19 protein-coding genes are annotated in these 23,064 nt (G+C 64.1%); 8 read left to right on the top strand and 11 right to left on the bottom strand.

All coding sequences use genetic code 11. From position 1 onward, the window contains the following. The first annotated feature begins 68 nt into the window (after window positions 1-68). Window positions 69-2,015: a 1-deoxy-D-xylulose-5-phosphate synthase gene (gene dxs, locus QM716_RS12990; RefSeq protein ID WP_283304522.1), complete on the top strand. Its 1,947-nt coding sequence runs from the start codon at window positions 69-71 to the stop codon at window positions 2,013-2,015. An 89-nt stretch (window positions 2,016-2,104) separates the two neighbouring features. Here the strand turns inward: dxs and QM716_RS12995 are convergent, their stop codons facing one another. From QM716_RS12995 to QM716_RS13030, 8 genes are all read right to left on the bottom strand, one after another. Beyond that, window positions 2,105-3,547 carry a sugar porter family MFS transporter gene (locus QM716_RS12995; protein ID WP_283304523.1) on the bottom strand — a complete coding sequence of 481 codons (1,443 nt, stop codon included), beginning with the start codon at window positions 3,545-3,547 and terminating at the stop codon, window positions 2,105-2,107. Between the two features lie 213 nt (window positions 3,548-3,760). After that, window positions 3,761-4,126: an SRPBCC family protein gene (locus tag QM716_RS13000; protein WP_283304524.1), complete on the bottom strand. Its 366-nt coding sequence runs from the start codon at window positions 4,124-4,126 to the stop codon at window positions 3,761-3,763. 30 nt (window positions 4,127-4,156) lie between these two features. Continuing rightward, the gene (locus tag QM716_RS13005) at window positions 4,157-5,173 is read right to left on the bottom strand and encodes an iron-siderophore ABC transporter substrate-binding protein (protein ID WP_283304525.1); all 1,017 of its coding nucleotides are present in this window, start codon (window positions 5,171-5,173) and stop codon (window positions 4,157-4,159) included. Window positions 5,174-5,379: 206 nt separating this feature from the next. After that, window positions 5,380-7,485, bottom strand: a complete 2,106-nt coding sequence (locus QM716_RS13010; RefSeq protein WP_283304526.1) for a 3-hydroxyacyl-CoA dehydrogenase NAD-binding domain-containing protein — start codon at window positions 7,483-7,485, stop codon at window positions 5,380-5,382. Beyond that, window positions 7,486-8,706, bottom strand: a complete 1,221-nt coding sequence (locus tag QM716_RS13015) for a thiolase family protein (protein WP_283304527.1) — start codon at window positions 8,704-8,706, stop codon at window positions 7,486-7,488. A gap of 161 nt (window positions 8,707-8,867) precedes the next feature. Beyond that, entirely contained in the window at window positions 8,868-10,157 is a 1,290-nt protein-coding gene (locus tag QM716_RS13020; RefSeq protein ID WP_283304528.1) for an HRDC domain-containing protein, read from the bottom strand. 11 nt (window positions 10,158-10,168) lie between these two features. Further along, entirely contained in the window at window positions 10,169-11,575 is a 1,407-nt protein-coding gene (locus QM716_RS13025) for a WS/DGAT/MGAT family O-acyltransferase (RefSeq protein WP_283304529.1), read from the bottom strand. 60 nt (window positions 11,576-11,635) lie between these two features. Continuing rightward, window positions 11,636-12,226 carry a DUF3000 domain-containing protein gene (locus tag QM716_RS13030; protein ID WP_003942604.1) on the bottom strand — a complete coding sequence of 197 codons (591 nt, stop codon included), beginning with the start codon at window positions 12,224-12,226 and terminating at the stop codon, window positions 11,636-11,638. A gap of 168 nt (window positions 12,227-12,394) precedes the next feature. Here QM716_RS13030 and hemE point away from each other — a divergent pair, with 168 nt between their 5' ends. The 7 genes from hemE (at window position 12,395) to QM716_RS13065 (ending at window position 19,661) form a co-directional block, all read left to right on the top strand. Then, window positions 12,395-13,492: a uroporphyrinogen decarboxylase gene (hemE, locus tag QM716_RS13035; RefSeq protein ID WP_283304530.1), complete on the top strand. Its 1,098-nt coding sequence runs from the start codon at window positions 12,395-12,397 to the stop codon at window positions 13,490-13,492. Then, complete coding sequence (locus tag QM716_RS13040; RefSeq protein ID WP_283304531.1) at window positions 13,489-14,850, top strand: protoporphyrinogen oxidase; 1,362 nt, start codon at window positions 13,489-13,491, stop codon at window positions 14,848-14,850. The genes hemE and QM716_RS13040 overlap by 4 nt, the downstream gene beginning before the upstream one ends. A 4-nt stretch (window positions 14,851-14,854) precedes the next feature. Then, window positions 14,855-15,550, top strand: a complete 696-nt coding sequence (gene hemQ / locus QM716_RS13045; protein ID WP_019748269.1) for a hydrogen peroxide-dependent heme synthase — start codon at window positions 14,855-14,857, stop codon at window positions 15,548-15,550. Window positions 15,551-15,604: 54 nt separating this feature from the next. Then, window positions 15,605-17,881 carry a molybdopterin guanine dinucleotide-containing S/N-oxide reductase gene (locus QM716_RS13050; protein ID WP_283304827.1) on the top strand — a complete coding sequence of 759 codons (2,277 nt, stop codon included), beginning with the start codon at window positions 15,605-15,607 and terminating at the stop codon, window positions 17,879-17,881. A gap of 82 nt (window positions 17,882-17,963) precedes the next feature. Next, window positions 17,964-18,437: a YbaB/EbfC family nucleoid-associated protein gene (locus tag QM716_RS13055; RefSeq protein WP_283304532.1), complete on the top strand. Its 474-nt coding sequence runs from the start codon at window positions 17,964-17,966 to the stop codon at window positions 18,435-18,437. After that, window positions 18,430-18,741: a WXG100 family type VII secretion target gene (locus QM716_RS13060; RefSeq protein ID WP_283304533.1), complete on the top strand. Its 312-nt coding sequence runs from the start codon at window positions 18,430-18,432 to the stop codon at window positions 18,739-18,741. Before QM716_RS13055 ends, QM716_RS13060 begins: the two co-directional genes overlap by 8 nt. Beyond that, complete coding sequence (locus QM716_RS13065; protein ID WP_283304534.1) at window positions 18,741-19,661, top strand: WXG100-like domain-containing protein; 921 nt, start codon at window positions 18,741-18,743, stop codon at window positions 19,659-19,661. Before QM716_RS13060 ends, QM716_RS13065 begins: the two co-directional genes overlap by 1 nt. A 55-nt stretch (window positions 19,662-19,716) precedes the next feature. Here QM716_RS13065 and msrB read toward each other — a convergent pair whose 3' ends face one another. From msrB to QM716_RS13080, 3 genes are read right to left on the bottom strand one after another with little or no spacing between them, the layout of a single operon-like run. After that, on the bottom strand, window positions 19,717-20,148 hold the full coding sequence (gene msrB, locus QM716_RS13070) for a peptide-methionine (R)-S-oxide reductase MsrB (protein WP_283304535.1): 432 nt from the start codon (window positions 20,146-20,148) through the stop codon (window positions 19,717-19,719). A gap of 9 nt (window positions 20,149-20,157) precedes the next feature. Then, entirely contained in the window at window positions 20,158-21,441 is a 1,284-nt protein-coding gene (locus tag QM716_RS13075) for a glycosyltransferase family 87 protein (protein ID WP_283304536.1), read from the bottom strand. Between the two features lie 60 nt (window positions 21,442-21,501). After that, a complete protein-coding gene (locus QM716_RS13080; protein ID WP_283304537.1) occupies window positions 21,502-23,055 on the bottom strand; it encodes an alpha/beta fold hydrolase in 1,554 nt (517 codons plus the stop codon). Between the last annotated feature and the right edge of the window lie 9 nt (window positions 23,056-23,064).

Consider the following 23,064-nt stretch of genomic DNA (forward strand, 5'->3'; position numbering starts at 1 on the left):
CAGCACTGTCGCGAAGACAGCCGCGGCGCGCACCGGTGCAGCTGTGAAGCACGGAGGGAGCGATCTCGTTGGGTGTTCTTGCCCGCATTCAGGGTCCTGACGATCTACGTCAGTTGAGCCACGCCGAGATGACGGAGTTGGCCGACGAGATTCGTGAGTTCCTCGTGCTGAAGGTCGCTGCGTCGGGTGGTCACCTCGGGCCCAACTTGGGCGTCGTGGAGTTGACCCTCGCATTGCACCGAATTTTCGACTCGCCGCAGGATGCGATCATTTTCGACACGGGCCATCAGGCCTATGTACACAAGATCCTCACCGGTCGTCAGGATCAGTTCGACACGCTGCGCAAGCAGGGCGGACTCTCGGGGTATCCGTGCCGCGCCGAGAGTGAACACGACTGGGTCGAGTCCTCTCATGCTTCCGCTGCGTTGTCCTATGCCGACGGCCTCGCGAAGGCGTTCGCGCTGACGGGTCAGAATCGCCACGTTGTTGCCGTCGTCGGTGACGGCGCCCTGACCGGCGGAATGTGTTGGGAAGCGCTCAACAACATCGCAGCCGGCAAAGATCGTTCGGTGGTGATCGTCGTCAACGACAACGGTCGCTCGTACGCACCGACCATCGGCGGCCTTGCCGACCATCTCTCGGCACTGCGCACCGCACCGAGTTACGAGCGCGCCCTCGACAGCGGCCGACGCATGGTCAAGAGACTTCCCTGGGTCGGGCGCACTGCATACTCAGTTCTGCATGGGATGAAGGCCGGTCTCAAGGACGCGGTCAGTCCTCAGGTGATGTTCACCGATCTCGGTATCAAGTACCTCGGACCGGTCGACGGCCACGACGAAGCTGCCATGGAATCGGCGTTGCGCCGGGCGAAGGCCTACGGCGGACCGGTCATCGTTCACGCCGTCACCCGCAAGGGCAACGGTTACGCACACGCGGAAAACGACGTGGCCGATCAGATGCATGCCACCGGCGTCATCGATCCCGTCACCGGTCGCGGCACCAAGTCGTCAGCGCCGGACTGGACGTCGGTCTTCTCGGCCGCACTGATCCAGCAGGCTTCGCGTCGTGAGGACATCGTCGCCATCACCGCGGCCATGGCCGGCCCCACCGGGCTCGCGGCATTCGGTGAGAAGTTCCCCGACCGCATGTTCGACGTCGGTATCGCCGAGCAGCACGCGATGACCTCGGCGGCAGGCCTTGCATTGGGCGGACTGCACCCCGTGGTCGCTATCTACTCGACCTTCCTCAATCGAGCTTTCGACCAGTTGTTGATGGACGTCGCACTGCTCAAGCAACCGGTGACAATCGTGCTCGACCGCGCCGGTGTCACCGGAGTGGACGGCGCCAGCCACAACGGCGTCTGGGATCTTTCGCTGCTCGGAATCATCCCTGGGATTCGCGTCGCGGCACCGCGTGACGCCGACACACTGCGTGAAGAACTGGACGAGGCACTCCTCGTCGACGACGGCCCAACTGTCGTACGCTTCCCGAAGGGCGCTGTACCGGAAGCTATTCCGGCAGTAAAGCGACTCGACGGAATGGTTGACGTTCTCAAGGTCAGCGAGGGCGAGCGGGGCGACGTGCTGCTCGTCGCGGTGGGTCCGTTTGCATCCTTGGCGCTCGAGATCGCCGATCGACTCGACAAGCAGGGCATCTCAGTTGCCGTCGTTGATCCGCGTTGGGTTCTGCCGGTCGCGGATTCGCTGGTGAAGATGGCGGACAAGTATGCGCTCGTTGTCACCATTGAGGACGGCGGCCTACACGGCGGTATCGGTTCGACGGTCTCCGCAGCGATGCGTGCCGCCGGAGTTCACACTTCCTGCCGCGACATGGGCGTTCCCCAGCAGTTCCTCGATCATGCCAGCCGGGAGGCCATCCACAAGGAGCTTGGGCTCACGGCCCAGGACCTCTCCCGCAAGATCACCGGCTGGGTGGCAGGAATGGGCAGCGTCGGCGTCCACGTCCAGGAGGACGCGTCTTCGGCTTCGGCTCAGGGTGAAGTCGCACAAGGCTGACAGTTCGTCTCCCGACAAATCTCGAAAAGCGGTGGTCCTCGGATTGATCCGAGGGCCACCGCTTTTCGGTGCGAAACCGTGAGAACGCGTTACTGGACGGATTCGAGTGTGCTGCCCCGGGTTTCCTTCACGAACCTCAGGACGACGAACAGCGACAGTAGCGCCATGACTGCGTATCCGGCGTAGGTGTACGACAGATTCCAATCGGCGAGTGCCGGGAACGTCCAGGACACCAGGAAGTTCGCGACCCAGTTGGTGGCGGTGGCGATTCCGACTGCAGCGGCGCGTACCCGGTTCGGGAACATCTCGGAGATCAGTACCCAAACCACGGGACCCCAGGACAAAGCGAAGAAGAAGACGAACGCGTTGGCGCCGACGAGTGCGATCGTGGCGTTGGCGCCGGAAAGCGTCGCCACGGATTCACCGATCTCGTTCTTCGTCACTGTTGCCGAATGGAAACAGAACGCTGCGGTGCCCAGCGAGATGGCCATGCCGACAGAGCCGACAAGGAGCAGCGGCTTTCGTCCGACGCGATCGATGACGGCGATGGCGACAAACGTACCGACGATGTTGACCAAGGCGCTCACGACGCTGATGAGCAGCGAGCGATCGGCTCCGAAACCAACTGCCTGCCACAGGGTGCTCGAGTAGTAGAAGATCACGTTGATGCCGACCAGCTGCTGCAGTGCGGCGAGCGCGATGCCGACCCAGACCAGATGGGATACACCGAGCCGCTTCGAGAAGAGCTGACGCACCGTGGTTTTGGCTTGTTTCTCGCTGAGTGAATCGCGGATCTCGTTCATGCGCACGGTGACGGCGTCGTGATCTCCGCCTTCGAGATCGGAGATGATCTTGCGCGCACGATCGTCCTTGCCCTGCGCTACCAGGAATCGTGGGGACTCCGGAATCGTGGTTGTCATGATCAGGTAGAGGACTGCGGGAACGGCCTCGAGCATCAGCATCCACTGCCAGGCTTCGAGACCCGCGATCTGATTGCGATCGCCACCGGCCGCGGCTTGGAGTGCGTAGTTGACCAACTGCGATACAGCGATTCCGAGAACGATCGCCAGCTGGTACATCGAACCGAGGCGACCGCGTATCGCGGCGGGGGAGATCTCCGCGATGTACGCCGGGGCGATGACGGACGCGAAGCCCACTGCCAGGCCGCCGACCACTCGCCAGAAGGTGAGGTCGTAGACGCTGAACGGAATTGCGGAACCGACGGCGCCGATGATGAACAACACCGCGGCTATCTGCATGACGCGGATGCGGCCGAGGCGATCTGCGAGTGTGCCTGCGATCCAGGCGCCGAGCGCTGCGCCGAGCAGAGTCAGTGACACCGTGAGCCCGGTGCCCGAGGCGCCGATGTCGTACTTGTCTCGGATCGCACCGACTGCCCCGTTGATGACGGCGGTGTCGTATCCGAACAGAAAACCGCCGAGCGCGGCGGCGCCGGCGAAGAGCACTGCATGTCCGACGTCGGCGCGAGTAGCGCCGGATCCACCGCCGGCGGCGGTTCCGCTGAATGCCATTCCTGCCCCCTCAAAGGCCCTACGGTCGACACCCCGATGCGTCGATCCATCCGCGAGCACTCTGCACGCTACGCCCACCGGGGCAGATTTGGCGGGGACTCACGCGCCGTTATCCAGCTGAGTCCTTTCCGAGGTCGAATCAACCGGTCGCAGAGCTAGAGTATTGATTACAGTGATCACGCAAACAATAAGATCGATGCAGGTGAGGGCGGTCTATTTGCCCGCGAGACGCTCGGCTTTTGTTGCGATGTCCTCGAGATCCTTGGCCATGAATTTCCGGGTCACCCGCGCGCCCAATCGCCCGAATACCGCTGTGAAGATCTTCGAGATGCGCGAGGTGGATTCGGATTCACCGGAGAAATACATCTCGAGGATCGTGCCTGTGGCGTCTGGCTTCAGGGTGAACCCACTCGTGTAGTTCATGCCGTGGGAGTGGGCTTTCACGACCGTGCGGGTGGGAGCCTCGACCTCGGTTACCCACATGTCCTCGGTTGCTTCCTTGCCCATCATCTTCCGAGTTTCACGCCACTTGATGCCGACGGCGTATCCCTCTCCGGCGAGACGTTCGATCCGGATCACGCCGGAGAGCGTGTCGGGAAAATCTCGTTTCTAGGCGGAGGCGCGCTTTGCAGCTTCGCTGAGCGTCGGTGTGATCTGGCCGAGGACCCACGGCGTGCTGAGGATGTTGACGTTGCTCAGTCCGCCGATGACGCGGGTGTCGCTGAGGAAGGCGGTAGATCCGCGCTTGACCGCGTCGAGCCCGCCGACCGCAGGTATACCGGACGGATCGCCCGAGCCGTCGGTGAAGCCGACGATCACGTCGGCGTCGATGTCGGCGATGTTCTCGTAGGAGATCGTCTTGAAGAAGGTTCCGCCTGCGTTGTCCGCGGCGAGCTTCTCGACGCCGGGCGCATTGACGAATCCGAGTTCCGTCAGCACCTGGACACGCGGATCGGTGGGCAGGTAGACGTTGATGTTGCTCGCATCGGTGTCGAAGTTGACCACTGCCAGTGTCTTTCCGGCGAACTCCGGGTGGGCTGCAGCGGTATCGGCGAGAGTTGCGTCGAGGCCGTCGACGAGCTTGTCGGCCTCTTCGCTCTTACCGACGGCCTTGCCGACGATTCGGGTCTGGTCCTGCCAGGTCGTCTGCCACGCTGCGCCGGGGTAGGCAGCCGTCGGTGCGATCTTGCTCAGCTGGTTGTAGACGGACTCCTCGAAGCCCTCGTACGGCGCCAGGATCGCGTCCGGTGTCAATGAAGCAATGGTCTCGACCGGCGGCTCGCCGCTCGCCGGCATGTCGAAGAGCGTGGTCTTGTCCGCGTCGAAGTAGTCCTGCGCCCACGGCATGACGCCGTTGTCGTCCGCGCCGTAGGTGTACTTGGGCTGGCCGATCGGAGTGAGATCGAGTGCGTACAGGATGTCTTGTGCGTTCCAGCCGAGGGTGACGAGACGTTCGGGCTTGGTTTCGATCGTCGTCGTGCCGAAGGTGTTCTCGATACTGACGGGGAATCCGTCCGTACCTTGTGATGCTGTCGAGGTGTCCGAATCAGAGGAGCACGAGACAAGAGTGGTGACTGCAATCGCAGCCGCACCGAGGGCGGCGAGGCCCCGAACAGATGTTTTCATGAAGGGCAGCCTAACCTACTACTATTTGACAGCCAAACGAAACCGTTTGTGCCGTTTATGCAGGTAGGACCCAGATCGCCGCCGTGGCGGAGCGCGCGCTCGAGAACTTCGTGAAAGACGATGTGGGAACACTCTTCTGAGCCTGCACAAACGTCACGGACGGCGTACCCGAGGGCACGCCGTCCGTGACGGGTCTATCGACTTTCTCAGACGCTGGCAACACCGGGCGCGAGGAAGCGCTTGCCGTTGACGGCCTCGGAGGTACCGGTGCGGTCCAGGTACGGCGTGATGCCGCCGTTCCAGAATCCGAATCCGCCGCCGAGCAGCAGGCAGAGGTCGATGTCCTCGGCTGCCGCTACGACGCCCTCGTCGAGCATGATCTGAATTTCCTCGGCGAACGCGCGACGCGTGCGCTCGAGGACCTCTTCCGAGGTGGACGCCTTGTCACCCTGCGGCCACAGTGCGGCGACCTCGGGGTCGACGGCCTGACCGTTCTCGCCCCAGGTCCACACGCCGGGCTTGCGTGCCTCGACGAGTGCTTCGAGTCCGGGTGAGCTCTTGAACCGGTCCGGGTACGACTCCTGCAGGGTCTCGCCGGTGTGCAGTGCCACTGCGGGTCCGACGAGGGCCAGCAAGGTGAAAGGCGACATGGGCATGCCGAGTTCGGCGATCGCATTGTCTGCGACGTCGAAGGGGGTGCCTTCGTCGACAGCGGACATGACCTCACCCAAGGTGCGGGTGACGAGGCGGTTGAAGACGAATCCGGCCTTGTCGCCGCACAGGACGGCGGACTTCTTCAGCGACTTCGCGGTGGCGAAAGCCGTTGCGAGAGTTGCGTCGTCGGTCTTCTCGCCCTTGATGATCTCGAGGAGGGGAAGCACGGCCACCGGGTTGAAGAAGTGGAAGCCCACCACACGCTCGGGATGCTCGAGCCCGGACGCCATCTCCGTGATGGAGAGCGAGGAGGTATTGGTCGCGAGGATGGTTTCGGGAGCGATGAACTGCTCGAGTTCCGCGAAGACCTTCTTCTTGACGTCCATGTTCTCGAAGACGGCTTCGATGACGAAGTCGGTCTTGGCGAACGCGGCCTTGTCGAGGGAGCCGGAAACGAGTGCCTTGAGACGGTTCGCGGCGTCGGGGGACAGGCGTCCCTTGCCTTGGAGTTTCTCGATCTCGGTGTGGACGTACCCGACACCCTTGTCGATGCGCTCCTGGTCGATGTCGGTCAGGATGACCGGCACCTTGAGCTGGCGGACGAAGAGCAGCGCGAGCTGGCTGGCCATGAGGCCGGCACCGACGATGCCGACGCCGCTGACCTTACGAGCGAGTGAGCGATCGGGTGCTCCGGCGGGACGCTTGGCGCGCTTGTTCACCAGATCGAAGGCGTACAGACCCGCACGGAGCTCGTCCGTCAGAAGGAGATCGGCAAGAGCCTCGTCCTCGGCCGCGAAGCCCTTGTCGAGCGAAGCGGCATCGGTGATGTCGGTGCTGCGAGCCAGTTCGAGCAGCTCGACGGCCTTGACGGCGCCGGGTGCGTTGCCCTTGGTCTTGCCGTCGACGATCGCCTTCGCGCGGGCGATCGCGTCGTCCCAGCCCTGGCCACGATCGATCTCGGGGCGAGCGGGAGTGACGGTGCCGGCGAGGACCTGCGACGCCCAGGCGAGGGACTGCTCGATGAAGTCGGCGGAGTCGAGAACGACGTCGACGACGCCGAGTTCGAGTGCCTTCTTGGGGGAGAGCACCTTGTTCTGGTTCAGCGAGTTCTCGATCACCACGGTGACGGCGTTGGACGGGCCGACCAGGTTGGGGAGCAGCTGCGTGCCGCCCCAACCGGGGACCAGACCGAGGAATGCTTCCGGAAGGCCCAGCGCGCCCGCGTTGGCGGCAACCGTGCGGTAGTGGCTGTGGAGGCCGACCTCGAGGCCGCCGCCCAGGGCGACGCCGTTGATGAAGGCGAACGTGGGAACGGAGGACTCACGTAGGCGTCGGAACACCTTGTGGCCCAAGCGGCCCAGCTCGAGTCCCTGCTCACGCGAGGTGATCGCGGGAACACCCTTGAGGTCCGCGCCGGCGGCGAAGATGAAGGGCTTGCCGGTGACGGCGACGGCAACCGGGTTGGCGGCAAAGGCTTCGTCGAGGGCAGCGTCGAATGCTGCCAGTCCGCCGGGACCGAAGGACGACGGCTTGGTGTGGTCGAAGCCGTTGTCGAGGGTGATCAGTGCAAACGGGCCCTCGATACCGGGAACCGAGATGATCTTGGTGTAGGCGTTCGTGACGACCTCGTCGGCGAATGCTGTTGCAATATCAGACATTTAGTTGACTCCTGCCTGGTAGTCAGCGTGGTTCGGGTTCTCCCAGATGACGGTGCCGCCCATGCCGAGGCCGATGCACATGGTGGTCAAGCCGTAGCGCACGTCGGGGCGTGTCGCGAACTGGCGGGAGAGCTGCGTCATCAGGCGAACGCCCGAGGACGCGAGGGGGTGGCCACACGCGATGGCGCCGCCCCACTGGTTGACGCGCGGGTCGTCGTCGGCGATTCCGTAGTGCTCGAGGAACGCGAGGACCTGAACGGCGAACGCCTCGTTGATCTCGAAGAGTCCGATGTCTTCGATCTTCAGGCCGGTGCGGGCCAGGAGCTTTTCCGTGGCGGGAACCGGGCCGATGCCCATGACGGCGGGGTCGACGCCCTGGTAGGCGAACCCGACCATGCGCATGCCGACCGGCAGGCCGAGCTCCGCTGCGGTGTCCTCACCGGCGAGCAGGGCGGCGGTGGCGCCGTCGTTGAGCCCGGCGGCGTTACCGGCAGTGATGCGTCCGGCCGGGCGGAACGGCGTCTTGAGCTTCCCGAGATCCTCGACGGTGGTTCCGGGGCGCGGCGGCTCGTCCTCGGTGGCCAGACCCCAGCCCGCGGAACTGCGAGTGGCGACGGGAACCAAGGTGTCGGCGATGAAGCCGGCCTTCTTGGCAGCGTCGTACTTGTTCTGGCTGCTGACGGCGTATGCATCCGTGCGTTCCTTGGTGATGGTCGGGAACCGGTCGTGCAGGTTCTCGGCGGTGTTACCCATCACGAGGGCGCTCGGATCGACCAGGCGGTCGGCGAGGAAACGCGGGTTGGGGTCTGCGCCCTCACCCATCGGGTGGTGGCCCATGTGCTCGACTCCACCGGCGATCACGACGTCGTACTGGCCGAAGCCGATGCCCGACGCGGTGGTGGTGACGGCCGTCATCGCGCCGGCACACATGCGGTCGATGGCGAATCCGGGAACGGTTTCGGGGAGACCGGCGAGGATCGCAGCGGTGCGGCCGATGGTCAGGCCCTGGTCACCGGTCTGCGTCGTGGCTGCGACAGCCACTTCGTCGATCCGCGCGGGATCGAGCTGGGGGTTACGACGAAGCAGCTCACGAATCGCCTTGACGACGAGATCGTCTGCGCGCGTGTCGGCGTACATGCCTTTCGGGCCGGCCTTGCCGAACGGGGTGCGAATGCCGTCGACGAAGACGACGTTGCGTTGGTTGTTTGTGGATGGAGCCACGCGAATTCCTCCTGATGGAGCTGCCCACCGCACCGAAGGGCGGTGAGACGATGGTTCGGCGATCACGGCCAGGCGTCCGGCCTCGTATCGAGCGTACTACTGCCCATTACTGACCGGTAACTTAACGTGCCGAATTGCTCCAACTTCACACCGGGGTCAGGTCAGGATTCAGGCTCTTCCGCTTCGAGCTCGGCCGGGACCACGGAGTTCAGTGCCTCGGCGAGGACGGGAACCGTCAAAGTGCGTTGCCAGCCACGTGCGCCCGCGGAAGTGAGCTTGGTCTCGATTGCACTCTCGACTTCGGCGATGTCCGAGTCGGGTTCCAATTTCCAGTCCCAGCACAGGCGCCTGACCAGGTCGGGTTGGAGCAGGTTTTCCACCGGTACCGAAACCTCTTTGCTCAGGTCCGACAGTGCAGCGCGCGCCGCCGTCAACCGGTCGGCAGCGGCCGGATCCTGGCGGGCCCAGCGACCGGCGGCCGGAGGCCCGACGATCGGCGGAGTCTTCGGCGGAAGCTCACTGTCGGGGAGCCTGCGCGCCGCTTCCAGTGCATCCATCCAAATACGCGAATAACGGCGTTGACGTGGTCCGCCGAAGACGGGAAGCGAGCGGAGCGCGTCCAACGACTGAGGATCTTTGAGAGCGGCATCGATGATCGCGGAGTCGGGAAGTACCCGGCTCGGCGACACGTCGCGTTTGCGTGCGAGATCCTCACGGGCCTGCCACAGCGCCCGCACTGCCGCCAACTGACGGGTGGTCTTGAGTGAGGTGATGTGCGACGTACGACGCCAACGGTCAGGCTTGGGCTTGGGCGGGCCGGCCAGACGGATGTACTCGAACTCTTCCTTCGCCCACTCGAGCTTGCCTTGGGATTCGAGTTCGGCCTCCATCGCGTCGCGCAGCTCGAGGAGCACTTCGACGTCGAGGGCGGCGTAGTTCAACCACGCGTCCGGCAGTGGGCGCGTCGACCAGTCGGCAGCACCGTGCCCCTTGCGAAGTTCCACCCGCAGGGTTCGTTCGACTATCGCGGCCAGTCCGACTCGCTCGAAACCCGCCAGTCGTCCGGCCAGTTCGGTGTCGAAGAGTTCCGCCGGTGTCAGGCCCAAGTCTGCGAGGCCGGGGAGATCTTGATCCGCAGAATGCAGCACCCATTGCAACGGGTTGATCGCCTCGGCCAACGGCTGTAGATCCTGCGCCGTCGGAATCGGGTCGAGCAGGAACGATCCCGCGCCTTCGCGTCGGAGCTGGATCAGGTACGCCCGTGCCGAATAGCGGAATCCGGATGCCCGCTCGGCGTCCACGGCGAGCGGGCCATGGCCGGAAGCCAGCGCGGCTGCGGCGCCCGCGACGCCGGCGGCAGTGGTGATGACTTCCGGAACTCCGTCACGAGGTACGAGCAGCGGAACTACGTCGGAGGTGGGCTCGGTCGCATCATCGGTGACTTCGGACATGGTCACTGACTCTACGTCGCAGTGGGGACAGTGGTTGTCACCTCAGCCTCGAACAGTTCGTCGAGAGCTGCCCCGAAACCTTGCGCGAGCTGGTCCAATTCGGGTGCCAGATCAGAGCAACTGACGATGCCGACGTCGAGTTTTCCGTCGAGCGACATCACGGTCACGTTGAGGCCCGCCCCGTGAAAGATCGGACCGAGCGGGAACATTCCTTTGATCTGCGCGCCCAGGAAGTAGAGCGGGACCGGCGGCCCGGGCACGTTGGAGACCACCAGGTTGGACACGACGGGGTGACGTTCGGCGAGCTTGAGTGACGAGTACACGCGCATAGCAGCGCCGAACACCGCCGGCGATGCGAACTGCGACCAGTCTTGAAGCATGTTCGCCCCCAGTGCTTCGTTGTGGTTCTTCGAGGTGGCGTTGTAATCACTGATGGCGTGCAGGCGTTCGACCGGATCGGCGATCTGGGTGCCGAGTTGCGTGAACATGCCCGAGATCTGGTTCGTGCCGGGACGATCGGATTTGCCGTGGACCGACACCGGCACCATCGCGACGAGGGAATCCTCCGGCAGTTCGTCCCGGTCCTCCAGATATTTACGCAACGCTCCGGCGCAGAGCGCGAGAACCACGTCGTTGACCTTCACGCCGTGACGATCTTTGACGGTTTTGACCTTAGCGAGATCGAGCTGGCTGAACGCGACGTTGCGGTGACCGGTGATTGCGCCGTTGAACGAGGTCCGCGGTGCGGTGAACGGCGCAGGCATGGCTTCGCCCTTCCGCGCGCGCGTCACCCATTTCGGGAGCATGGCGATTCCGCCGGGAACCAGTCGGGCAATTCGTGCGGGCCGTGCGATCACGGCCATGAGCCCACCGATCGCGATGTCCAGCGTTCCCCCGTCGCCCGCACCCTGAGCGTCCGGGTCCACCAGGGCCGGTGAATCCGGTTCGAGGCTGCACAGCTGAGCCAGGATGTTTGCGCCGGTGATGCCGTCGGCGGCGCTGTGATGGATCTTCGACATGACCGCGACCTGTCCGTCGGTGAGTCCCTCGATGATCCACATCTCCCACAGTGGACGCGACCGATCCAATGGCTGGCTGGCGATGTGCCCGGCAAGTTCCGCCAGTTCCGCGTGGGTGCCCGGCGCGGGTACCGCGGTCCGATGGCAATGCCGCTCGATGTCGAAATCGTGATCGTCGACCCACACCGGGTAGTCGAGATTGAGGCGCGAATCCTTGAGTTTGCGCCGGAAGGTCGGCATTTCGGCCATCCGCGAGTCCAACTCGCGAAGCAGCTTCCGGTAGTCGTAACCGCCCGGGATGGTCGTGGGGTCGAGCAGGACAAGTCCACAAACGTGCAATAGCTGGGTCGGTGTTTCCAAGTAGAGGAAGGTCGCGTCGAGTCCGCTGAGACGTTGCATGACTCATTTTAGAACAGGTTCTAGTATTTTTCCGGGGGAATGCTCAAACGAGTAGCAGAGTCAGTCGTTCTGCCGCGACAGCGTGGTTATCCCGGCGGGCGGAAGTCCCGCCGCATAGGCGAGAACCTCACAGAAAGCCTCGACGTGGTGAGCCAATTCGGACGAAGTTGCAGTCCAGGACGCTCGGAGTTCGAGCTGATGGGCTCGCGGCGGCCCGGCAATGTCGCCGTAACGCACCGATGTCGTGGCCGTGACCGTACCGCCCAGGGCGACAAAAGGTTCCGGCCCCGCCTCCAGTGCGTCTACCAGCCAACTCCAGGCTACTTCGGGAAGCAGTGGATCCGCGGCGACAGCTTCGTCGAGATCGGCCTGGATATAGGCAACCAACCGCATGGTGCCGTTCCATGCCTCGTCGCCGTCCGGATCGAACAACAGGATGAGGCGGCCGAAAGCGTCACCTTCGGACTGCTCTGCCACGACGTCGGAGTCCGGATGCAGTACCTCCGCCCCCACGGCGTGGCTGTACGGGGCGAGACGCTGCGGCGGACGGATGGGGCCGACCTCTATCTCGGGCCGAACCCGCGCAGCGGTCATCGCCTCCACGGCGGCACGGAACTCGGCCGGGTCGGCTGTCGATCCGGATGTCGTCACAGGTCAGGACGTTAGTCGGGGATGCGGGCGGGTAGGTGGAGGCGCGCCGACCGAGTGTGGCTCGGGTGTGGGGGCGCTCACGAACCGCTCGGGTGTCCGATCCGGAGTGTGGGACGTGGCAGCATTGAGTCGATCGAAGACACACGTTGGCGGAGAGCGCGAGGACTGATGAGCGGGTTGGACAACATGAATTCAGGCACCACCGGGTCGGCGGAGTACAGCGCTCGGCGAGTTTTGCCCGACGCACCGTTGCTTGCCGCGGCGACCGGACGCACTCCGAGTCGACGGCCGGTGTGGTTCATGCGCCAGGCCGGGCGTTCGTTGCCGGAGTACCGCGAGATCCGCGCGGGGATCGGCATGTTGGAATCATGTTTCGATCCGGCGCTGGTCTGTGAGATCACGATGCAGCCGGTGCGCCGTCACGACGTAGACGCGGCAATCCTGTTCTCGGACATCGTTGTTCCGCTCAAAGCCGCGGGAATCGATCTCGACATCGTTGCCGGCGTCGGACCGGTGGTTGCCAATCCGATTCGCTCCGTCGACGACGTCGCAGCACTCCCGCGTTTGGTCCCCGAAGAAGTAGGCGCAATCGCGCAGGCCGTTCGGCTTCTCACCACTGAGTTGGGCTTCACTCCTCTGATCGGTTTTGCCGGAGCGCCGTTCACGTTGGCGTCGTATCTCGTCGAGGGCGGTCCGAGCCGGAACCACGAGAAGACCAAAGCGCTCATGCACTCCGACCCGAAGACCTGGCACGCGTTGCTCGGAAGCTTGGCCGACACCACGATCTGCTTCCTGCAAGCGCAGCTCAAGGCAGGCGTGGACGCGGTCCAGTTGTTCGACTCGTGGGCTGGCGCGCTCTCGCTGGCCGATTACCGGGAGTTTGTTCTCCCACATTCCGAGCGGGTATTCGCCGAGGTTGCCGCTGCCGGCGTTCCGCGCATCCACTTCGGTGTCGGAACCGGTGAACTCCTCGGTGCGATGGGGGAGGCCGGCGCTGACGTCGTGGGTGTCGACTGGCGCATTCCGCTCGACGTCGCGGCTGGTCGTGTCGGTCCGGGCAAGGCACTGCAGGGCAACCTCGATCCCGCCGTCCTGTTCGCCGGACCCGAGGTGATCGATCGCGAAGTACGACGGATCGCCGCCGAAGGTGACCGCGCGATCGAAGCCGGTGCCATCGGCCACATCTTCAATCTCGGCCACGGCGTCCTTCCCGACACCGATCCCTCGGCGATCACCTCGGCGGTGGAGCTGGTGCACTCGCTGTGACGACCACTCGGCCGTCGGTCGCGGTGATCGGAGGCGGAATCTCCGGTCTGGTTGCCGCGTACCGGCTTCGGCGCAGTCTGGGTTCCGATGCCGACATCACGGTCGTGGACGACTCACCGCGACTGGGCGGGAAGCTGCGAACAATTGATCTGGGCGGCGGCCCGATCGACATCGGTGCCGAGGCGTTCATCGCCCGTCGGCCCGAGGTTCCTGCGCTTCTCGCCGAGCTCGGACTGACCGATCAGATCGTCTATCCCGCGGGCTTGAGCCCGTTGATCTGGTCGCAGGGCTCACTGAATCGACTTCCCACCGGAACCCTGATGGGAATCCCGGCGTCGGCGGAGTCGGTCCGAGATCTTGTCGACGAGCAGACCCTGGCGCGCATAGCGGCCGAGCCAGTCGTCCCGTTCGAGTGGACCCGTGGTTCCGATTGCAGTGTTGCCGAACTGGTTTCGCAGCGATTCGGTGATCAGGTGGTGAGCCGATCGGTGGATCCGCTTCTGGGTGGGGTGTACTCGGGGCTGGCGGCGACCATCGGCGTCCGCGCAGCATTACCGACGCTTGCTGCGGCACTCGATGCCGGGGCTCGGAGCCTCACGGCTGCGGTCGCGGCTGCGTTGCCCAAGCCAGCACCCGGACCGGTGTTCGGAGCGCTCAAGGACGGTTACGGCGTCCTGCTCGATGCGCTGCGGGAGGCCGCCGACGCGACATTCGTCCGCGGGGAGGCTTCGGGGTTACGCAGGGACGGGACGGGTTGGAACGTCGATCCGCTCGGCAGCGTCGACGCGGTGATTCTGGCGGTGCCGGCGCCGCGTGCAGCGACGCTGTTGGCCGGAGTTGATCCGAAGATCGCGAGGATCATTGCGCGGATCGGACTGGCGTCGTCCGCGGTGGTGGCGCTCCGCTTGTCCGGGCAAGTCGATCTTCCGCAGAATTCGGGGATTCTTGTTGCCACCGACGCCGACCTGACCGCCAAGGCGTTCACGCTGTCGAGTCGAAAGTGGACGCACCTCGCTGATCGCGGCGAGCATCTCGTTCGGGTGTCGTTCGGCCGATTCGGTGCATCGGAGATCGTCGACCGGCCGGATGGGGAACTGATCGATCTCGCGCGCGCCGATCTCGACGCCGTGACCGGAATCACCGAGGAGCCGGGAGCAAGCTTCGTCCAGCGGTGGCACGGAGGCCTTCCCCAGTACGCCCCAGGTCACACGGAAATCGTGGCTGATATCGAGTCACGGATGACGCAGTTCGACGGTCTCGAAGTGGCCGGGTCGTGGCTGCATGGCGTCGGGGTTCCGGCGTGTGTCGCAGTCGGCACGACGGCGGCTACACGGATATTCGAGCGAGTGGCACGATAGACCCATGGCACGCCTTGATTTCGACAAACTGAACTCTGAAATCCGTTACCTCATGTTCTCCGTGTTCCAGGTGGAACCCGGTGTGCTGGGCGATGATCGGGAAGCTGCGGTCAAGGACGCCCGGTTGTTCTTCGAGGGTCTCGAAGACAAGGGCGTCGTGGTTCGCGGCATCTACGACGTCGCCGGTTTGCGCGCCGACGCGGACTTCATGATCTGGACCCACGCGGCCAGCATCGAGGAGCTGCAGGCCGCGTACGCGGATTTCCGTCGCACCACGGTCCTCGGACAGGCGAGTGCCCCGATCTGGAGCAACTCGGCGGTGCACCGCCCCGCGGAGTTCAACAAGAGCCACGTGCCCTCCTTCATCGCGGGTGAGGATCCGGGCGACTACATCTGCGTTTACCCGTTCGTTCGCTCGTACGAGTGGTACCTGCTCCCCGACGAGGAGCGTCGCAAGATGCTCGCCGATCACGGTATGGCTGCTCGTTCGTACAAGGACGTTCGCGCCAACACGGTCCCGGCCTTCGCGCTGGGGGACTACGAGTGGATTCTCGCGTTCGAAGCGCCGGAGCTCATCCGTATCGTCGATCTGATGCGCGATCTGCGTGCCACCGAAGCTCGCTTGCACGTTCGCGAAGAGGTGCCGTTCTTCACCGGTCCGCGCGTGGACATCGAGAAGCTGGTCCTTTCCCTTCCCTGATCTACTTCGAAAGTAGTTTCTGTGACAACTGCACCGAACCGGCGTCGTCAACACATGTCCCATTGGGGAATGTTCACCGCCGAGTCGGTCGCCGGCGAGGTGACCGCCGTGCATCCGTACGAGGGAGACTCGAATCCTTCGCCGATGCTCGGGAACCTCGCCGGTTCGGTGCGCAGTCGGGCTCGCGTTGCGGGCCCGGCGGTGCGCCGAGGTTGGCTCGAGAACGGACCGGGTCCCAGCGACCAACGTGGAGCCGACGAATTCGTCTCGGTCTCCTGGGACGAGCTGACAGAACTGCTCTCGCGTGAATTGCGCCGCGTGGTCGACACGCACGGAAACAACGCGATCTTCGGTGGCTCGTACGGCTGGGCCAGCGCCGGTCGATTCCATCACGCGCAGAGCCAAGTTCACCGATTTCTGAATCAGCTGGGTGGATACACCAAGTCGGTCCACAGCTACTCGCTCGGTGCTACCGGCGTCATCATGCCGCGCGTCGTCGGAACGCACTGGAAGATGTTCGCGCGCTCCACGTCGTGGGACGTCATCGCGAAGCATTCCGATCTCCTCGTCTCGTTCGGGGGAGTGCCGATCAAGAACACCGGCGTCAATGCCGGTGGTACGAGCGATCATCCGACGCTCGGGGCGCTCGACGCGTTTCGGGCCCGCGGCGGAAAGATCGTCTCGTTCAGTCCGCTGCGTGACGACGTCGATGGCGACTGCGAGTGGATCGCACCCGTTCCGGGAACCGACGTGGCGATCATGCTCGCACTGGCATTTGTCCTGGCCTCGGAAAATCTGCACGATCGCGAATTCCTGAACCGCTTCTGCGTCGGCTACGAACGCTTCGAGGACTACCTGCTCGGACGGACGGACGGGATCCCGAAGGATCCCCGCTGGGCGCAGGAGATCTCGGGGGTGCCTGCCGAGTTCATCACCGACCTAGCTCGGAGAATGGCGTCGGGCCGGACGCTGGTGACCGTCACATGGTCGTTGCAACGCATCAAACACGGTGAGCAAGCGCCGTGGATGGGCGTGACACTCGCAGCGATGCTCGGCCAGTTCGGTCTTCCGGGTGGCGGTTTCGGGCACGGCTACGGTTCGATGAACGAACCCGGTCTCGCCCCGGTGCCGTACCCGTTGCCGACCTTCTCGCAAGGTCTGAATCCGGTGTCGGATTTCATACCGGTAGCCGCGATTTCCGATCTGCTGCTCTCGCCTGGGGAGGAGTTCGATTACGACGGCCGACGCCTGACGTATCCCGACATCCGGTTGGTGTACTGGGCAGGCGGCAATCCCTTCCATCACCATCAGGATCTCCCGCGGCTGCGACGCGCGTTTGCACGGCCGGACACGATCGTCGTTCACGATCCGTATTGGACGCCGATGGCTCGCAGCGCCGACATCGTTGTCCCGTCGACCACCTCACTCGAACGAAATGACCTGAGCTGCACTCGAAACGACCCGCTTCTGGTCGCGATGCAGCAGGTCGTTCCACCTTTCGAGAACTCGCGTGACGACTACGACACGTTTGCCGATCTGGCTCGTGCGCTCGGATTCGGGGAACAGTTCACCGAGGGGCGATCATCACAGGAGTGGATCGAGCACCTCTACGGTCAATGGCGGCCGTTTGTCGATGCAGACGGCGGCAACACACCGACGTTCGAGGATTTCTGGGCAGACGGGCACTACCGGATGCGAACCGAAGACAACCTCGTGCTCTTCGGCGACTTCCGTGAGGATCCCGAGAAGTATCCGCTCTCGACTCCGAGCGGGAAGATCGAGATATTCTCCGAAACCATCGAGTCTTTCGGCTACGACGACTGCGCCGGCCATCCGCGCTGGTACGAGCCCGACGAATGGTTGGGTGGCCCGCGGGCCTCGCAGTTCCCGCTTCACCTGATCGCCAACCAGCCCAAGACGCGGCTGCACAGCCAACTCGATCACGGCGCTGCAAGCCAGGCGTCGAAGATTCAGGGACGCGAGCCGATCCGTATGCACCCCGATGCAGCGGTCGCGCGCGGCGTGTCGGCCGGAGACGTGGTGCGCGTGTTCAACGATCGCGGGGCGTGCCTTGCTGGTGTGATCGTCGATTCGGATTTGCGGAGCGATGTCGTCCAGCTGTCCACCGGTGCGTGGTATGACCCGCTCGATCCTGCCGATCCCGACTCTCTGTGTGTGCACGGCAATCCCAACGTTCTGACACCGGATATCGGTACGTCGTCACTCTCGCACGGGTGCACCGGCCAGCACGTTCTGGTGCAGATCGAGAAATTCGAAGGGGCCCTGCCGCCGGTCAAGGCGTTCGATCCGCCGGTGCTTCGTTCACGCTGACGGAACCGATCGGCCACCTCTCGCGTCGAACCTCGTGAGCGCCTGAATCAGGTGTCACGATCTATCGAAGGTGGGGGCCATCGTGAGTGCAGCGGATGTTGGTTCGATGCGGGGGCAAGTCGAAGTTCTTCGGGCCCAAATCGATTCGATGCAGGGCGTTCTGGTGGAGCGAACGCGATCGCTGGCGGACATGCAGGTGCGGATCGCTCGATCCACGGCGAGCGCGCGTTCGAGTGACGGCAGCGTGGAAATCGTCGTAGACGCTTCGGGGGCGGTGGTGGGAGTCACCCTCTCGGGGAGTTCTTACGGCAAGCATTCGCCGGCAGCGTTGGGGAATTTGATCCTGGCTACGGCCGCGTCTGCGGCAGAAGACATACGCCGACAGGTTGCCGAGATGACGAAGCCGTTCACGGAAGCGGCCAGAATCGACTTGCCGGACTTGGTTCCGGACGTGCTCGGATTGCGCGAGATTCTCGAGCCTCGTCCGAGCTCCACACCGGTCTCCGGCGACGAACACTGGGACCGCACCGTTCTGAGGAGCTCCGGCAATGTCTGAACTGGGTGTGGACGTGGCCGCGATGAAAAGTGCTGCACCAGCCTTCGAGGTGGTCGCTGCCGATCTCGACGAGGCGCGGGGCGCTCTCGACGCAGTGGTCGCCACCGAAGAGGGTTGCTGGGGCGGCGACCAGTTCGGAACCGCATTCTCGGACGCGTATGTTCCCGGTTCGGCGTCAGCGGTCGGTGGGATGACGATGGTTGCGGGGGCGCTGCGCGACTTGACCGCCACGCTGATCGAGATCGCCGATCGTTTCGAATCGATCGACTCCTCGCTCGCCGACGACCTGGCGGGTGGGCTCTGATGGGACTCGAGATTCCGGGCTGGTTACAGGCGGTTGCGTCGGTCGCGGTGGGCAGCGACTGGCCGCAAGGAGACGAAACGGCACTGTGGCGATTGGGTGATGCCTGGTCAGGTGCGGCTGATCGGATCGAGGCTTCGGCCGCTGCCGGTGGTTACGGATTGCAGGCAGTGCTGGCATCGATCGACGGTCAAGCCGGCGACTCGTTGTCTCGGTATTGGTCGGAGGCCGGGGGAGTTGCGGAGGTCTTCGAGCGGTTGTCCTCTGCTGCAGCCGAACTGGGTCAGTCGTGCGCCGATACAGGCACGGACATCGAGTACACCAAACTGTCGATCCTTGCGGCGCTGAGCGTCCTGGCGCTCGAGATTTCCGCCATGGTGGCGGCCGCTGTCCCGACGTTGGGGGTGAGTACAGCCGGAATCGTGGCGGCCGAGGTAGCGACAACCATCACGGTCCGAATGTTGTTGCAGCAATTGTTGATACGAGTGATCGAGGCTGCGGCAGTGGAAGCGGCATCAGCCGTCTTCTCCGGTCTCGCCATTCAACTTGGTCAGATGACGATGGATCATCGCGAGTCGATCGACGGTGGCAAGGTCGTGACCGAAGGGCGCGACGGTTTCATCAAGGGGCTTGCGAACGGAGGGTTGAAGACGACGCCGGATCGTGTCGGGCCGGACCCGAACCCGCTCCCGACCGGTTCGAGGTTGCAGCAAGTAGCGCGAGGCGCCTTCGACGACGCGGTCTCGGGAGCGTCCGCTGCGATCGTGACGAAGGAGGTCACGGGCGGCGACGCCTCACTGACGGACATCACGTCCGGCGCGATCGGTGGAGGGATCGGTTCCGTGAAAGACGGTCTTGTCGCTCGCAACGAGGACCTGAATGCGGCCGGTCTGAGCCCGACTGCGCTGAACTGGGACTTCTGAGTGGAAGTCTCCAATCGTGGGCTACTCCCGCACCACGGGGTAGCCCACGGCCCGCTTACTGAGCAGGCTTGAGAACCAGTGAAATCGAGTTGATGCAGTACCGCTGATCGGTGGGCGTCGGGTATCCCTCGCCCTCGAAGACGTGGCCGAGGTGGCTGTGGCACTTCTTGCAGATGACCTCGACGCGGCGCATCCCGAGTGAGCTGTCTTCCTTCAGGATCACGGCATCCGAATCCGCCGGATCGAAGAAGGACGGCCACCCGCAGTGCGATTCGAACTTCTCGGTGCTGCGGAACAGTTCGGCTCCGCACGCCCGGCAGGAGTAAACACCCTCCGTGGTGGTGTCGGTGTACTCACCGACGAAGGGGCGTTCGGTGCCGGCTTGGCGCAGAACCGCGAACTCCTCCGGACTCAGCTTTTCGCGCCACTCGCTCTCGGTGTACGTGACCTCAGGTGTGCTGTCGATGCCATCGTGTGAAGAACTCATGCCTCCACGCTAATGCTTTGTCGCCGTTTCGGCCTCGCCGGCAGGTGAGACGGCTGCGAGCGGGGGATCGAGGAGGTAGGCGGGATCGATTCCGCGATCCAAGCGGCCTTCTCGACGGGCGACCAGATACCGGTATCCGAGGACACAGAAGATCACGATCAGCAGAAGGCTCCAGCCGAGGGTGCTCTTGGTGTATTCGGCTGCCCGGCCGAAGGTCGGCCAGCGGTTGGACCACCAGCTGTCGAATGTCATGAAGCCGTAGACGGCGAGCCAGGCCGGCCAGTTCCGCATGACCGAGTTCTTGAGCACCACGGACATCAGGAGCGGGAGCAGCATCATCGAGTAGTACATCTGGCCGAGCGAGGGCAGCAGGAACGATGCGGTCATGATCACACCGGTCGCGGTGGTGAGGAAGAAGAGTTCGTCGTTGCGGTAGTAGCGGTACAGAAGCCACAGAGAGACGACGACCATGGCGGCCAACACGACGCGCAACAGCAGGATCAACCATTCGGGCAGACCGAAATAAGCGCCGTTTCCGACAATCGAACTGTTGAAGTAGTCACGCGATTCGAGCAGGTACGGCACGGTGCGGCGGACGAAGTCCATCGGATCCGACGCCAGTGGCCACGCCACGACGGTGAGAATGAACGGGATGCCCAGGGCGGTGACGAACACCTTCCACTGGCCGCGAACGAGTGGCAGTAGGAGCAGCGGCGCGAGAGTGGGTTTCACTGCGATGGTGAGTCCGATCGCGGCGCCGGCCCACAGATCCTTCTTGCGCATCAGCATCAGGAGGAAGGCAATTTCGCCGAGCAGCACGAGCCCGTTGATGTTGGTGAACACCAGTGTGTTGGTGACCGTCTCCGACATGAAAGCGCCGAGCACCAGAATCGGCGCGGCAATGGAACTGATCGTCAGGTCGAACAGGCGCAACAGCAGGTAGAGAGCCACGAGAATGGCGACGGCATTGACACCGATGAACAGCCACCGCGAGCGCTCGGGATCGAGGATCGCGAGGGGCGCCATCAACAACGAACCCGATGGTGGATACAGGTAATGGGGGTCTACCGAGTTGAAATCTGCGGTGTAGACGTCGCGCCCGTTCCAGAACGCCAGCGCGGCGTTGTAGACCGGTCGGAAGTCATCGGTGATGGCGCCGTTGACTGCTGTGACGATGACACGATTGAGCACTGTCATCACGGCGATCGGCCACAAAACGAAGTTGACGACTTGTTGGGTTGTCCGCCCGGTACGCGGCTCGAGCTGTCGAAGGAACACTTCGGCACGGTACACCGGAGCAGGGTGTGATCGGGGGATGCACCCCTTTTCGGTCGTGGTGGACAAGCGCCCAAGTCAGGCCGGGCACACGCTTCCGTTGCTGGGCAGGGAGGCGTCATTGAGGTAGAGGCGCATCGTCTGTTGAGCGCACGTGGATTGGGCCGCGGGGTGACCCGCACCCTGCCAGTCCAGGGTTGAGAAGCGCGACCCTGCATTGGTCACGACGCCGGTGACGGTCGAGAGTCCGGAGTTCCCGACGGCCGGGTCACCCTGACCGCTCAGTACGAGAACGGCGGGCTTCAACTGGTTGGGCAGGGGAGAGTTGGCGGTCGACGGCCAGCTGGCGCATGCGAGCAAACCGAGCGCGGCTTCTCGACCGAATACCGGATAGTTGGTGCCCCACGTGTCCGCCAGTTCGCGAACACGCCCGATCCCTGGCCACTGCATACCGTCGGTGCATCGTCCGATGAACTGGCCGTCGCCGTCCACCTCGTTCTCCGCCCGGGCGGCGCGCTCTCGAATCGGCGAAGCATTTCCGGTACCGAGCCCGGTCAGAGCGTCGGCGAGTGAGCGGGTCTCTTGCTCACGATTGGTTCCGGCTGTCCACAGGCTCGCCGAAATCGCATTCGACACTGCAGCGGCAGACAGTGGTTGGAATTCATCGGACCGAGCGCGTTCCATCAAGTCGGTGACGGCTTTTTTCGGATCAGGTCCGAGCGAGCACCCCAGCGCCACACATCGCTGAGCGAACGCCGTCAATGCCGCTTCCTCGCCCTGCACACGGCTCTCGGCCTCGGTGGCAGCGTCAGTGGCCACAGGAGCGGGAGAATCGAGGATCAACCTCGCGAGGTTGTTCGGGTGGGCTGCCGCATAGCTCAGCGCGATGTCCGAGCCGGACCCTGCAGACCACAGAGCGATGGTCTCGACGCCCCACCGAGTGCGCAAGGCGTCGATGTCCTCGGCTGCGGAGTCGGCGCCGAACTTCAGTTCTTGAGGATCGAGGTAGTCCGTGCAGGCAATGGTGGCGTCGTGACCGAGGGCTGCGACCGCATCGGCGGCGTCACCGGTGGTGTCCGAGTCGAATTGGCCGAGATCGTGAAGTCCGCGCCGAATCTCCGGCGTCATGCAGTCGATTGCGGTGGACCTGTCGACTCCGCGGCGATCGAGGGCTACCACGGGATGTTCGGCGAGAACCGTCGTCAAGCCGGATGCGGCGAGCATGGCGAGCGAGTTTCCCGAAGAACGGTCGGTGCCGGATGTGAACACGATCGGATATGCGTCGGCAGGCGTCGACGACGTCCGAGCACGGGTCAAGCCGGCCGTGAAGTTGCCGTCGATGGCGCCGGTCACATCGATGGGGGCACTGAATTCGGCGCATTCGAGGATGACGCCGGCGCTCGACGCTGCGAGAGCCTGGTCGGCGAGTGACGTGCCGGTGCAGTCTCGCCACGGTAGGTCGTCGGTCGGGACGGCAGGGACAACCGGCGGCGCATCGGGCGAGGGTCCCTCGCTCTGGGCCGGGCTGCCGTCGGTGCGGCCTTCGACCGCGACGGCGGGCCGTAGCGACGGTCCGGCGCCGCACGCACAACACGTCGCGAGGACGACGGCCATCAAAGCAACTCTGCGCATGCCGACCAG

The sequence above is a fragment of the Rhodococcus sp. IEGM 1409 genome (assembly GCF_030056735.1).
In the GTDB taxonomy this organism is placed as follows: Bacteria; Actinomycetota; Actinomycetes; order Mycobacteriales; family Mycobacteriaceae; genus Rhodococcus_F.